Raw genomic sequence first — 14,119 nt, forward strand, 5'->3', positions numbered from 1 at the left:
CATCAGTAAATTTTCTTTTTTTTTGATAAAAAACTAAAAGTTTGAATTATGAAAATAAAATTCAATTGGGATACTGGAATCGTGTTATCTTTAGTTTTTTTTATAATCTTTATCACTTACATTGCTTTCTTTTTTCCACATGTAGGAAGTCAACTTGTATCAGATAAATATTATGAAGAAGAAATAAAATATCAAGAAATTATAAATGAAAAAAAAAATGTGTCAAAACTTCCTATAAAAATCAAGGTTTCCATTTTATATTCTGGAATTAAAATAATATTTCCTCCTGTTAAGAATGATATTCATGGTTTTTTTACTTTATTTAGATCTTCTTCTAAAGATTTAGATTTTACGCAATCTTTCAATCTTTTGAAAGATTCCAAAAAAATATTATTGATTCCTAAAAGATTTTTGAAAAAAGGATATTATAAACTGATAATTAGATGGGAAACGGATAAAAAATTCTTTTTTGAAAAAGATATTTTTTGGAATTAACATTGATTCCTAAAAGATTTTTGAAAAAAGGATATTATAAACTAATAATTAGATGGGAAACAGATAAAAAATTCTTTTTTGAAAAAGATATTTTTATCTGTTTTAACATTTTAATATTTTAAAAACATAATGAGAAAAAAGATAAGTAATCTTCGTGAAGAATCTTTAAATTACCATAGCCAGTTTCCTTCTGGAAAAATACAAATAACCCCTACAAAAAAATATAGCAGTCAAAGAGATTTATCTCTTGCTTATTCTCCAGGAGTTGCTGAACCTTGCAAGGAAATTGCTCGTTCTTCTATAGAAGTATATAAATACACATCTAAAGGAAATCTTGTAGCAGTGATTACTAATGGGTCTGCTGTATTAGGGCTGGGGAATATTGGAGCATTAGCCTCTAAACCAGTTATGGAAGGAAAAGCTCTTTTATTTAAAATATTTTCCGGAATTGATGTTTTTGATATAGAAATAGATGAATCTGATCCAGAAAAATTTATAGAAACAGTAAAAGCTATTGCTCCTACTTTTGGAGGAATTAATTTAGAAGACATCAAAGCTCCAGAAGCTTTTGAAATAGAAAGAAGACTGAAAAAAGAACTTAATATTCCTGTCATGCATGATGATCAACATGGAACAGCTATTATTTCAGGAGCAGCATTACTGAATGCTATTACTTATGTAGGTAAAAAAATTCATGAAATTAAAATGGTAGTCAATGGAGCCGGTGCGGCAGCTATTTCTTGTGCAAGAACATATAAACAACTTGGAGTGAAACCTGAAAATATTTTAATGTTTGATAGTAAAGGGTTATTACATGTTTCCAGAAAAGATTTAAATAAAGAAAAAAAAGAATTTTCCGTAAATACTTCTTCCATTAAAAAATTAGAACAGGCTATTCACAATACAGACGTTTTCATAGGGTTATCTATAGGAGGGATCTTAACACCTCATATGTTAAAAAGTATGGCTAAAGACCCCATTGTATTTGCTATGGCTAATCCTGATCCAGAAATAGATTATAACTTAGCTATTAAAGTCCGTCCAGATGTTATTATGGCTACAGGGAGAAGTGATTATCCCAATCAGGTGAATAACGTTTTAGGATTTCCTTATATATTCAGAGGAGCATTAGATGTTCATGCTAATGTAATTAATGATGAAATGAAACTTGCGGCAGTACATGCGATAGCTTCTTTAGCAAAAGAACCAGTTCCAGAACAGGTCAATATTGTTTATAATAAAAAAAATATTTCTTTTGGAAAAGAATATATCATTCCAAAACCTTTTGATAATCGGTTAATAACTCGTGTTGCTCCTGCTGTTGCAAAAGCCGCTATGGATTCTGGAGTCGCAAGAAATCCTATTTCAGATTGGAAAATTTATCAAGAAAAATTGCTTGACAGAATGGGTTATGAAAGTAAAATACTTCGAATGATTCAAAATCGAGCCCGGACAAATCCTAAAAAAGTTGTTTTTTGTAATGGAGAAGAATATGATATTCTTAAATCTGTTCAAATTCTTCACGAAGAAGGGATTGTTTCTATTCCCATAGTTTTAGGAAATGAAAATCGTATCAAACGTTTAATTCATGAAAATAATTTAGATGTTGAATTAAAAATTATAGATCCAGAAAAAGAAGAAAATATAAAAAAAGTAGAAAAATTTGCCAAAATCCTTTGGAAAAGAAGAAATAGAAAAGGATTAACTTTATATGATTCAAAAATTCGTATGCGTACGAATGATCATTTTGGAGCTATGATGGTCGATCAAGAAAAGGCAGATGCTGTTCTTACAGGGTATTCTAGAAGTTTTTCATTAAGTTTACATCCTCTGTTAGAAGTGATAGGAAAAGCTGATTTCGTACACAAAACTGCAGGAATGATGATTTTATTAACAAAACGTGGCCCTCTATTTTTAGCAGATACAGCTGTGATTCCAGATCCAACATCTGAAGAATTAGCTAGAATAGCTCTCATGGCTTCTAATGTGGTTAAAGGTTTTGATATAGAACCACGTATAGCTATGTTATCTTTTCAAAATTTTTCATCTAATTCTAAAATATCTTCTAAAGTTTCTCAAACAGTTGCCTTTTTACATAAAAAATATCCAGATTTGATAGTAGATGGAGAAGTTCAACCTGATTTTGCCTTGAATGAATTTTTATTATCTAGAAAATTCCCTTTTTCTAAACTTGTTAAAAAAAGAGCAAATATTTTTATTTTTCCAAATTTAGAATCAGGAAATTTGACTTATAAATTTATTAGAGGATTAGGAGATGTTCAAACTATTGGTCCTGTCATGTTAGGAATGCGGAAGCCTGCACATATTATGCAAATGCAATCTAGCATAGAAGAAATAGTTAATCTAGCTACTTTGGCTGTAATAGATGCACAAATGAGATCAAATTAAAAAAATGTGTTTTAAAAACACATTTTTTCCAAAAAGAATTCTTACTTTTTTTTCAAAAAAAATGGGAATAGAGCTGGACGTATAAAAAATAGGAAATCTATTATAGATAGGATGAAAACATAATAATTTTTTTTCACTTAATTTTTTTTTTATTTCTTGTACTACTATTTTTTGGATATCAATTAAATGAACTTTTCCATGATAAAAATTTTCTATTTCTTGTTTCAAAAATAAATAATGAGTACAAGCCAATAATATTGCATCTATTGATTTTAAGTGATTTAAATAATTTTTTATAATAGGATTTATTTTTGTCATTTCCCAACCATTTTCTATAATAGGGGCTAATAAAGGAGTAGACATTTGAACGACATCTAAATGATGATAGTACCTTTTGATTTTTTTTGTATAAAAATTTGAATGTATAGTAGCAGGCGTAGCAATGATCCCTATTTTTTTATAGGAAAGAAAAATTGTATTTTTTACAACGGGATCTATAACATTAAATATTAATATTTTTTTATGAAATTGTTTTTGAATCAGATCTAAAGCATTAGATGCAATGGAATTGCATGCGATAACTAAAGCTTTACATTTTTTTTCATAAAGAAAAGAAGCGATTTTCATAGAATTTTTTCTAATAAATTCTTTAGATTTTTCTCCATAAGGCATATTTTTTGTGTCTCCAAAATAAATAAAATCTTCATTAGGCATTTGAATTTTCATTTCTTTAGCTATCAAAAGTCCGCCAATTCCAGAATCAAATATTCCTATTGGAGATAATGGAGTGATTTTCATATTCACATTAAATTTAATGGAAAACGAATTATAAAATCTAATACAGAAAAAAAATAAAACCGGATGAGTAATTTTCTTTTATATTGATTTTGATATAATTTTTTTATAAAAAAGAAGAAATATAAAAAAACAGAATCATCGTGATTGGATGTTCAATCAGCTTGAAACGAATTTTTTTTTGTTTGAAAAGATTAACAATCTAAAAAATTTTGAACAAGGATAATGAATCCTGATAAATATCATTTTCCTGATGAAAACAATCATACAAAAAAAAATGATGATATTTTATTATAAAAACTCATTATTTATTAACTAATTAAAATTTTTTTACTCAATTTTTTTTTCAATCTAGCAGCTTTATTCACATGTATAATATTTTTCTTGGCTAATTTATCTATCATGGAAATGACAATAGAATATTGTTTTTTGTTTTTATCTATTAACAATTTTTTAATAGCCGTCTTAGTACTTTTATATGCATATTTATTACGTAAGCGTCTAGTATGATTCTGTCTAATTCTTTTTAAAGAAGATAAATGATTTGCCATAAAAAATAATTATAGCCCATAGGGGAATTGAACCCCTCTTTCCAGGATGAAAACCTGACGTCCTAACCAATAGACGAATGGGCCTTTGATTGATCAAATAATAATTAATGATACAAATTAAATTTTTTTTATCTTTAATACAAGTATTTTGTTTATATTTGGTAATCTCTTTTCTTGATCGGTTTTTGTTTTAAACAATAAAAAAAGTTTATTATAAATTCTAAAATTCTTCTACTTATAATTTTTTATTATCATCTTATTTCTATTTCATTATATGGAAATGTGGAATACAATAAAAAATCTAAAAAATCTGAAAGAATTTCTTTCAGGAAAAAAAAGCAAAACATGTATAGAAATAATTCAAAAAATTATTTTCAATTTTTGAATCACAAACTGTTTTTTAAAGAAGAGATAGAATGCATTATAGAAAAAGCTAAAAATTACATGTATACTCCATATAGATATGGAGGAAATAATACAAAAACGGGAATAGATTGTTCCGCTTTAATCAAAAATGTTTTTGCCTCTTATCATATATTCTTACCACGTATTTCTTACAATCAAGCCAAAAAAGGTTCCTTTGTTCCAAGAAAGGAAATAAAAAAAGGAGACTTATTATTTTTTTCAACAGGAATATCTAAAAAAATCAATCATGTAGGAATGGTGATCCATACGAGCAATAAAAATATATCTTTTATTCATGCATCCACATCCAATGGAGTAATAATTTCTCAATTATATCAAGAATACTGGAATCATAAATTCATTATGGCAAGAAGAATTCTTTATTCTTCATAATCAATTAAAAAACCTAAAGATTCTAAGTCTTTCCAAAAATTAGGATATGATTTTTCTACAACATTTGGGTTTTCTATCTTGATAAAATCAGAGCATAATCCAAATGTGGAAAAAGACATTGCCATTCTGTGATCCTGATAAGTTCGAATTCTGATAAAAGAATCAATTTTTTTTCTATAAAAATCTGTTATTTTTAAACAAGATTTCGTAATTTTTGTTATCACTCCAAATTTTAAAAGCTCTTCTTTCAATGCTTTTAATCTATCTGTTTCTTTAATTTTCAATGTTTCTAATCCTTTTAAACTGCATTTTATGCCAATTGCCGCACAAGTAACAACAATAGTTTGAGCAAGATCTGGTGTATTATTCAAATCTAATTCGATAAATCTTGGTAATAAAAAATTCAATTTTTTCTTTAATGTTATTACATTTTGATCAAAAACAGTAGAAATCCCAAAATATTGATTATATATATCACAAACTTTTTTATCTCCTTGCAAACTCTTATTGCTATATGAACGTAAAATAATATGGCTTTTTTTTGCAATAGCAGACATAGAATAATAGTAAGAAGCAGAACTCCAATCGGATTCTACAGAAAAACATTTTTTTCCCTGATTTTTTACTGGATAAATATGGATCATTTTTTCTTTCCAATCCGCTTTTATTCCGGCTAGAGTCAGTAAATTAAAAGTCATTTTTATGTAGGGAATAGATGTAATATTTCCTTTTAAATAAATTTTTAATCCCATTTGAAATTGACTAGCTATTAACATCAAAGAACTTATATACTGACTACTAATTTTTGCATTCATATCTATTTCTCCTCCTAAAATTTTTTTTCCAAAAATTTGTATTGGAGGAAAGCCTTCTTTTTCCAAATAATGAATTTCGGATCCTAGCTTTTTTAAAGCTTCTACGAGTACAAAAATAGGCCTCTCTTTCATTCTATCTGATCCTGTTAATATTACTGTTTTTCCTTCTTGTATGGAGAAATAAGAAGTTAAAAAACGCATAGCAGTTCCCGCATGATGAATATCTAATATATTAGAAGAACTAATTAAACTTTTTTTTAATATTTTTGTATCTTCACAGTTAGAAAGATTTTCAATATGAATGTCATCTTTATAAATAGCTTTTAAAATTAAAAGACGATTAGATATACTTTTAGATCCCGTTATAGATATAGAACCATATAAGCCCCTCCTATTTTTGTAAATCTTAATATAAGAAGACATATTTTTTTATTTCAATTTTTGATTTTTATGATGTCTGGTATGATCTCTAATTTTCTTTTTTTCTAATTTTCTATGAAATGATTTTTCCAAATTTATTCCAGTCTGATTTGCTAAACAAATTATAATAAATAAGACATCTGATAATTCTTCTCCAAGATCTTCATTTTTTTGGCAGTTTTGTTTTTTTGATTGTTCTCCATAATTTCTAGCAATAATTCTAGAAACTTCACCCACTTCTTCAGATAAAAGAATTGTGTTCGTTAATATATCAAAATAACGAATTCCATGATTTAAGATCCAATTATGAACTAATTTTTGTAAACTTTTAATTTCCAAAACTTATTGTTTGTTTTTATTTTTTAAAACAAATTCCACATGATTTATAATAGATTCACGATCAATATCATATTTTTTTAAAAGTTCCATAGGCTTTCCACTTTCTCCAAAAGTATCGTTAACAGCTACTAAACTTTGAATAACAGACCATTTTTTATTTTTTTTATTATGAACAGTGGTCAATACTCTGGCAATACTTTCTCCTAATCCACCCCAATAATTGTGTTCTTCTGCAGTAACAATACATTTTGTTTTATTAATCGATTTCAAAATTGTATTTTCATCTAATGGTTTAATTGTATGAACATTAATAACTTCACATTCTATCCCTTTTTTTTCGTATAAAATCTTAGATGCTTCTAAAGATTCCCAAACTAAATGTCCTGTACTAACAATAGTAATATCTTTTCCCTCTGTTAATACTACCGCTTTTCCGATTTCAAATATTTGATCTTCATCTGTAAAATTAGCTACAGCAGGACGACCGAAACGTAAATATACTGGACCAAAATAATTTGATATGGATATCGTTGCGGCATAAGTCTGATTATAATCACAAGTATTAATCACGGTCATACCAGGTAGCATTTTCATCATCCCTATATCTTCTAAACTTTGATGTGTAGCTCCATCTTCTCCTAGAGTTAATCCAGAATGAGAAGCACATATTTTTACATTTTTGTAAGAATAAGCGATGGATTGTCGTATTTGATCATAAACACGAGACGTAGCAAAATTAGCAAATGTTCCAGCAAATGGAATATATTCCCCAATACTAAGTCCAGCTGCAATTCCTATCATATTAGCTTCTGCTATTCCTATTTGAAAAAATCTTTCAGGAAATTCTTTGGAAAACTGATCCATAAATAAAGAAGTCGTAAGATCTGCACATAATGCGACCACTTTATGATTTGTTCTCCCCAAAAAAGTTAAAGCTTTTCCAAAACCGGCTCTTGTTTCTTTTAGTCCTTGATTTTCATATTGTCTCATAAAATTCATACAAAATATATTTTTATAATGGATAGTCTCCTAAAGAAGTTTCAGGAAGTTGATATAAAGCTTTCCTCAATTCTTCTTTATTGGGGGCTTTTCCATGCCATGCATTATCTCCCACCATAAAATCTACACCATATCCCATTTGGGTATATAATATGATTAAAATAGGTTTTCCTCTTCCAGTTTCATTTTTTCCTTTTTTTAAAATGTTAATTACTTTTTCAATATTGTTCCCTTCTAATTCTTCTAGAACTTTCCAATCAAAGGATTCAAATTTTTTTTTTAAATCCCCTAAAGGTAATACTTCATCTGTCGTTCCATCTATTTGTTGACCATTATAATCTACAGTGGCTATATAATTATCTATTTTTCTAGAACCTGCATATAAAACTGCTTCCCAAATTTGTCCTTCATTTAATTCTCCATCTCCATGCAAACTATAAATTATACTACTCAATTCTTTATTGAGTTTTTTTGATAAAGCAGCACCAATAGATATAGACATTCCTTGCCCTAAAGAACCAGAAGAAATTCGTATTCCAGGGAGTCCTCCATGTACAGATGGATGTCCTTGCAAACGAGAATTTAACTTTCTAAAAGTAGATAATTCTTTAATCGAAAAAAAACCAGAACGAGCTAATATGCTATAATAAACAGGAGATATATGTCCATTGGATAAGAAAAAAAGGTCTTCTCCTTTTCCATCTATAGAAAATTTATTTGAATTATAATGCATAATCTTTTGATATAAAGAAACAAAATACTCTGTACACCCTAAAGATCCACCAGGATGTCCAGATTTTGCGTCATTTACCATACGTAAAACATCTCTCCTCACTTGAATACACAAATCTTTTAAATAACGTACATTCATTTTTTCAATTTTTGTTTGTATATTTTTTTGACTATTTCACAAAAGTAACAATTAATTTCATTATGAGTATTCTCAATAGAAAAGCAAGATTTAAATATCATTTTCTGGAACATTACGTATCTGGAATACAATTATTTGGTACAGAAGTAAAATCAATAAGACAAAATAAGGCCAATATAATGGAAAGTTTCTGTCAAATGAGACATGGAGAGTTGTATTCTATAAACATGTATATAGCTGAATATAAATTTGGAACAAACTGGAATCATTCAAGTAGAAGAGAAAGAAAATTATTATTGAAAAAACAAGAATTAATAAAAATCAATAAAAAATTAAAAAATCCAGGTTTAACTTTAATTCCCATAGAATTATTTTTTAATGATAAAGGATATATAAAAATGAAAATCGTTTTAGCTAAAGGAAAAAAAACATATGATAAACGTGAATCTTTGCGTAAAAGAGATTTTTGTAGGGAAATCCAGCAATCTTTTAAATTAAAAAATCGTATTTAATTTATTTTTGAAATCAAATCTTTATATTTGTTTAGATTTAAAGAAAAAGAAATTATAGTTTTATGAAAAACGTCAATTTTTTTATTATTGCTTTATTTACTTTTTTTTCGTCTGTTTTTTCCCAAGAAGATTCGAAAGAAAAATGGTTTATCCGAGTAGGAGCACATGACATAAATTATTATCCTATAACGTCTCCTTTTAAAGGTTTTTTTCTAAAAAAAAATAATAGTTTCATTCCCATTATTTCTAGCATAGAATTAGAACATAATATAAAGAAACATATAGGTTTGTATCTAGATGCTTCATTAGGAATGGTAGATAATCCGAGATGGAAAATAGAAAATAACTTTTTTATGAAGTTAAGTCCTGGAGTGAATTTATATATTTTACCTCATAAGAAGTTTGATCCTTATTTAAGATTTGGAGTAGGTTATCATAAGTTCAATAATTATCTCAATAGAGAGTTGAGAATTTCCGAAACAAAATATTTTAAAACAAATAAAAAAAATTTTCTTCTATTAGATAGTGGATTAGGGTTAAATTTATGGCTGGTTTCTAACTTTGGATTTAATATTCAAAGCACTTATAATCAAGTATTTGCAAAACAATCAGATGATTATTTGAATTTTTGGAAACATAATGTAGGATTGATTTTCCGTTTTGGAAATCTCCAAATTCATCAAGATCATAAACATGATCATAATAAAACTGTTGGAGAAACAAATCAAGATAATTATTCTTCTTCCGTTGTTCCCGTTATTAAAGAAAAAGAAGAAGAAGAAAAAAAAATTTGTTGTAATAATCAAGAAGACTCAGATCATGATGGTGTTTTAGATCAAGAAGATTTCTGTCCAAATCAATTTGGATTAAAAAAATTTCAGGGTTGTCCGGATACAGATTTAGATAATATCCCGGATCATGAAGATAAATGCCCAAACAAATTTGGAAAAAAAGAAAATCAAGGATGTCCTAATATCGTTTTTAGTCCTATTTTATTCAGTTCTGGTAAATCTTCATTATCTCCTCATTCTTTAACAAGAATTAATAAAATTTCTGAGATCATGATTAATACTCTTCCTAATTCTAAATTTTACATCAATGGATATACAGATTCGAATGGAAATTTATATTTGAATCAAACTTTATCTGTAAAAAGAGCTCATTCCGTATTTGAAGCTTTAGTATCTAAAGGGGTAGATGCTTCTAGAATAGAAGTTAGAGGATTAGGAATCGAAAAGAAAAAAGGAAGACGTGTTGAAATCATAATCCGAAAGTCATAAAATCATAAAAAAAGTCTCTTGATTTTCAAGAGGCTTTTTTATTTGTCTGAAAAGAAATATATACACTGACTTGATAAAGTATTAGAAGAGGAATTAATACGATGATTGTACTTAAAATATCTCCAGGTGTTATAGCAGAAGCTATAACTAATAGAATCAGAAAAGCATGTTTTCTGTATTTTTTTAAAAATGAATAAGATATTAATTCCATTTTAGTTAGAAAAAATATAAGAAATGGAAATAAAAAAATAATCCCCATAGAAAACACGGAATGGACGATTAAAGAAATATAATCTGATAAATCAAATATATTTTTCGGAATATAACTTATTCTAAAAGAATATCCAAAATGAATTAAAAATGGACATAATATAAAATAACCGAAAAAAATTCCTAACAAAAACAGAAAAGTAACCATGATCAGTATCCATAGAGAATATTTCTTTTCTTCATCCGAAAGAGCCGGTTTTATGAATTTCCAAAATTCATAAACAACATAAGGAAATGATAAAATGACTCCTCCTATGAAGCAAGTCCATACATAAATATTGAACTGACCAAATATTTGTCTATTTTGTATTTCTAAATTTTTATATAAAAAAGAAATGGAGTTTAAATGTACACCTAGAAAGGAATTCGCTAGTTTATAAAATACACGGTAAGTAATGAAATCTGTTTTTGCTGGACCAAAAATAATGTAATCAAATATAATATTTTTATTGTTCATTAAAATAATCATTGCAATGATTATTGCACAAAGACAATGAATTATATGTTTTCTTAATTCCTCTATATGTTTCCAAAACGGCATTTTATTTTCATTCATCAAAATGAAATTTTATTATATATAAAAAAAATAATACATTTTTTTTCAATAAAAATTGTAATTTTTATGTTAAATTTCATATAAATGAAATGTGGAATTATAGGACTTCCAAATACAGGAAAATCAACATTTTTTAATCTGATTTCCAACTCAAAAGCTTTATCAGGAAATTTTCCTTTTTGTACCATAGAACCTAATTATGGAATCACAAAAGTCCCAGATGAAAGATTATACGAACTAAAAAAAATCATTAATTCTACTACTACAAAAATAACTCCATCTGAAATAAAAATAGTAGATATAGCTGGATTAATTAAAGGATCGCATAAAGGAGAAGGGCTAGGAAATAAATTTTTATCTCATGTTCGTGAGACAAATGTCATGATACACATGATTCGTTTCTTTCGTGATAAAAGTATCCTTCATGTGGAAGGATCTGTCAATCCTATTAGAGATAAAGAAATTATTGATATGGAATTACAGTTTAAAGATCTAGAAACGATAGAAAAAAAATTAGAAAAAACTACTAAAAAAAATCAAATCAACAAATCTACACATATACTGAAAAAAATTTCTTCTTTCTTAAAAGAAGGAAAAAATATTAGAATGTATCCATTTCAAGAATCTGAAAAAGAATCTATAAAAGATTTACAATTACTCACTGTTAAACCTGTTCTTTATATCTGTAATCTAGATATAGATGATGAATTAGATCAAAAAACTAATTTACATATAGAAAATATGAAAAAAATGGTAGAAATGGAAAATTCTACTTTAGTAATTTTATCATTAAAAAAAAATTGTATAGAACTTGATCAAGTGTTGAAAAAAACCTATAAGTTACTAAATCTACAAAGTTTTTTTACAATAGGAAAAAAAGAAATTCGATCTTGGTCTATTCCTAATCCATGTACAGCTTATGAAGCATCTTCAGTGATTCATACAGATTTTAAAAAAGGATTTATTCGGGCAAAAGTTATTCATTATAATGATTTTATCAAATATAGATCTGAAGAAAATGTGAAAAAAGCAGGAAAAATATTTTTAGCAGGAAAAAATTATCTCATTCAAGATGGAGATATTATTCACTTTCGATTCCATTAATAAAAGAACTGATTTATATTATTATTAATTTCTTGTAAGGTTTCAAAAATGAGTAATACAGTTAGTTCTACATCTTTTTTATGAACCATTTCTACTGTGGTATGCATATATTTAAGAGGAATGGAAATTAAAGCAGACAATACTCCCTTATTGGAATAAGCGAAAGCATCTGCATCTGTTCCTGTGCTAGATGAGACCAAACGTTGAAAATGTATTTTTTTCCTATTAGCAGTATGAATCATCAACTCTCTAATACTTTTATGGATTGAAGGAGCATATCCAATGACAGGGCCTAATCCACATTTAATATCCCCTTGTATTTTTTTATCAATCATAGGACTATAAGTATCATGTGTTACATCGGTAACAATTGACACATTGGGTTGTATAGTTTGAGAAATCATTTTTGCACCTTTTAATCCCACTTCTTCTTGAACTGAATTTACTATATATAATCCAAATTTTAGATTTATCCCACTTTCAATTATAATTTTTGCTACTTCTGCTATAATAAACCCTCCTATTTTGTTATCTAATGCTCTAGATACAAAATAATTTTGATTCATAATAAAAAACTTATCAGGATAAGTAATCATACAACCTACATGAACCCCCATATTAATTACTTCAGTCTTACTGGAAACACCAATATCTACAAATAGATTCTCTACATTAGGATATTTTTCTGATGAAGGTTTTCTTGTATGAATGGCAGGCCATCCAAATACTCCATGTACCAATCCTTTTTCCGTATGAATGATTACTCTTTTAGATGGAGAAATTTGGGGATCGGCCCCTCCATTACGAGATACATATATTATTCCTTCTTCTGTGATATAATTAACGTACCATGATATTTCATCAACATGAGCTTCAAGAATCAATTTGTATGGAGAATTAGGATTAATAATTCCTACTGCTGTACCATATAAATCAGTTTGGATTTTTTCTATATAAGAACTAATATGGTTCATCCATATTTTTTGTCCTTCATTTTCATTTCCTGTTGGGGAAAATTTATTCAAATATTTTTCAAGAAATTGAATAGAATCACTATTAATTGAATATGAATAATTACTCATTGTTTTTTTTCGATTTTTCTAAATAAGGATGGAACCTTTAAATATAAATTTAACATTTCCGGTTAAATGAATATCAAAATATTCATTTTTTGTTTTTTTTAATGAAACCCATAATTTTCCTCCAAGAGTTTGGACTAAAATTTTTTCCACATCATTTTTTATTTTATTTGTTTCACATGCGGCGATGACAGAAGCCACAACTCCTGTTCCACAAGATAAAGTTTCGTTTTCTACTCCTCTTTCATAAGTACGGACTTGTAGCATATTATTTTTAAGTATTTTTACAAAATTCACATTGACTCCTTTTTCCAAATAAGGACTTTGAAATCTAATTTTTTTTCCTTCTTGGAATACGTTTTTTTCCTTGATATTTTCTACAAATAAAATATGATGTGGAGATCCTGTATTTAGAAAAACGTATTTCTTATGAATTTCTATTGTATTTTTATCTATATTAATAAGATTTATAGAAACCAAATTATCCCTTATGAATCCATCATGATATCCATCTATAGCTCGAAAATGAATTTTATTTTTTTTTGGAATTCCTAATTGATTAGCAAAATAAATTGCACATCTTCCCCCATTTCCACACATTGTGCTTTCTTTTCCATCAGAATTACAATATTTCATATAAAAATCACTTTTATATTCATCATCATTTTGAATCAAAATAATTCCATCGGCTCCAACTCCAAAATGTCTATCACACAATTTTTTGAATAAAAAAGGATTTTCTATTTTTTTTTGTCTAGAATCTAGGAGTATGAAATCATTTCCAGTTCCTTGATATTTATAAAAATTCAATTTCATCACAACGAAT

Annotated in this window: 15 protein-coding genes and 1 tRNA gene; 6 read left to right on the plus strand and 10 right to left on the minus strand. The window is 27.1% G+C overall.

What is annotated here, in order from left to right; genetic code table 11:
• Positions 1 to 48 precede the first annotated feature (48 nt).
• Together BPAA_RS01140 and BPAA_RS01145 are read left to right on the plus strand one after the other, a co-directional pair.
• Complete coding sequence (locus BPAA_RS01140; protein ID WP_015429847.1) at positions 49 to 495, plus strand: FixH family protein; 447 nt, start codon at positions 49 to 51, stop codon at positions 493 to 495.
• Between the two features lie 129 nt (positions 496 to 624).
• The gene (locus tag BPAA_RS01145; protein ID WP_015429848.1) at positions 625 to 2,904 is read left to right on the plus strand and encodes an NADP-dependent malic enzyme; all 2,280 of its coding nucleotides are present in this window, start codon (positions 625 to 627) and stop codon (positions 2,902 to 2,904) included.
• Here BPAA_RS01145 and murI read toward each other — a convergent pair.
• The 3 genes from murI to BPAA_RS01160 form a co-directional block, all read right to left on the minus strand.
• Complete coding sequence (murI, locus tag BPAA_RS01150; protein WP_023469927.1) at positions 2,896 to 3,702, minus strand: glutamate racemase; 807 nt, start codon at positions 3,700 to 3,702, stop codon at positions 2,896 to 2,898. The genes BPAA_RS01145 and murI overlap by 9 nt on opposite strands.
• Before the next feature lie 308 nt (positions 3,703 to 4,010).
• Positions 4,011 to 4,250, minus strand: a complete 240-nt coding sequence (rpsT, locus tag BPAA_RS01155) for a 30S ribosomal protein S20 (RefSeq protein WP_015429850.1) — start codon at positions 4,248 to 4,250, stop codon at positions 4,011 to 4,013.
• A 12-nt stretch (positions 4,251 to 4,262) separates the two neighbouring features.
• Positions 4,263 to 4,334, minus strand: a tRNA-Glu gene (locus BPAA_RS01160).
• 261 nt (positions 4,335 to 4,595) lie between these two features.
• Between BPAA_RS01160 and BPAA_RS01165 the strand changes: the two genes are divergently transcribed.
• Entirely contained in the window at positions 4,596 to 5,048 is a 453-nt protein-coding gene (locus BPAA_RS01165) for a C40 family peptidase (RefSeq protein WP_015429851.1), read from the plus strand.
• Here BPAA_RS01165 and BPAA_RS01170 read toward each other — a convergent pair.
• The 4 genes from BPAA_RS01170 to BPAA_RS01185 are packed head-to-tail and all read right to left on the minus strand — an operon-like array spanning position 5,036 to position 8,492.
• A complete protein-coding gene (locus BPAA_RS01170; RefSeq protein ID WP_015429852.1) occupies positions 5,036 to 6,286 on the minus strand; it encodes a 3-phosphoshikimate 1-carboxyvinyltransferase in 1,251 nt (416 codons plus the stop codon). The two genes, BPAA_RS01165 and BPAA_RS01170, sit on opposite strands and share 13 nt — an antisense overlap.
• Before the next feature lie 6 nt (positions 6,287 to 6,292).
• Complete coding sequence (locus BPAA_RS01175; protein ID WP_015429853.1) at positions 6,293 to 6,622, minus strand: nucleotide pyrophosphohydrolase; 330 nt, start codon at positions 6,620 to 6,622, stop codon at positions 6,293 to 6,295.
• 3 nt (positions 6,623 to 6,625) lie between these two features.
• Positions 6,626 to 7,612: a transketolase family protein gene (locus tag BPAA_RS01180; protein WP_041178706.1), complete on the minus strand. Its 987-nt coding sequence runs from the start codon at positions 7,610 to 7,612 to the stop codon at positions 6,626 to 6,628.
• Positions 7,613 to 7,634: 22 nt separating this feature from the next.
• On the minus strand, positions 7,635 to 8,492 hold the full coding sequence (locus BPAA_RS01185) for a transketolase (RefSeq protein WP_015429855.1): 858 nt from the start codon (positions 8,490 to 8,492) through the stop codon (positions 7,635 to 7,637).
• Between the two features lie 62 nt (positions 8,493 to 8,554).
• Here BPAA_RS01185 and smpB point away from each other — a divergent pair, with 62 nt between their 5' ends.
• Together smpB and BPAA_RS01195 are read left to right on the plus strand one after the other, a co-directional pair.
• Positions 8,555 to 9,004 carry an SsrA-binding protein SmpB gene (gene smpB / locus BPAA_RS01190; protein WP_015429856.1) on the plus strand — a complete coding sequence of 150 codons (450 nt, stop codon included), beginning with the start codon at positions 8,555 to 8,557 and terminating at the stop codon, positions 9,002 to 9,004.
• Between the two features lie 62 nt (positions 9,005 to 9,066).
• On the plus strand, positions 9,067 to 10,284 hold the full coding sequence (locus BPAA_RS01195; protein WP_015429857.1) for an OmpA family protein: 1,218 nt from the start codon (positions 9,067 to 9,069) through the stop codon (positions 10,282 to 10,284).
• A gap of 25 nt (positions 10,285 to 10,309) precedes the next feature.
• Here the strand turns inward: BPAA_RS01195 and tatC are convergent, their stop codons facing one another.
• Positions 10,310 to 11,113, minus strand: a complete 804-nt coding sequence (gene tatC, locus BPAA_RS01200; RefSeq protein WP_041178666.1) for a twin-arginine translocase subunit TatC — start codon at positions 11,111 to 11,113, stop codon at positions 10,310 to 10,312.
• A gap of 81 nt (positions 11,114 to 11,194) precedes the next feature.
• On the opposite strand from tatC, the gene BPAA_RS01205 reads away from it, so the two are divergent.
• Positions 11,195 to 12,214, plus strand: coding sequence for a redox-regulated ATPase YchF (locus tag BPAA_RS01205; RefSeq protein WP_015429859.1), 1,020 nt, complete (start codon positions 11,195 to 11,197; stop codon positions 12,212 to 12,214).
• On the opposite strand, the gene BPAA_RS01210 is transcribed toward BPAA_RS01205, so the two are convergent.
• Positions 12,211 to 13,296, minus strand: a complete 1,086-nt coding sequence (locus BPAA_RS01210; RefSeq protein ID WP_015429860.1) for a zinc-binding metallopeptidase family protein — start codon at positions 13,294 to 13,296, stop codon at positions 12,211 to 12,213. The two genes, BPAA_RS01205 and BPAA_RS01210, sit on opposite strands and share 4 nt — an antisense overlap.
• A gap of 18 nt (positions 13,297 to 13,314) precedes the next feature.
• The gene (gene dapF / locus BPAA_RS01215; protein WP_015429861.1) at positions 13,315 to 14,109 is read right to left on the minus strand and encodes a diaminopimelate epimerase; all 795 of its coding nucleotides are present in this window, start codon (positions 14,107 to 14,109) and stop codon (positions 13,315 to 13,317) included.
• Positions 14,110 to 14,119: the final 10 nt, after the last annotated feature.

Origin of the sequence: Blattabacterium cuenoti BPAA (assembly GCF_000348805.1) — a bacterium.
GTDB classification, from domain to species: domain Bacteria; phylum Bacteroidota; class Bacteroidia; order Flavobacteriales; family Blattabacteriaceae; genus Blattabacterium; species Blattabacterium cuenoti_B.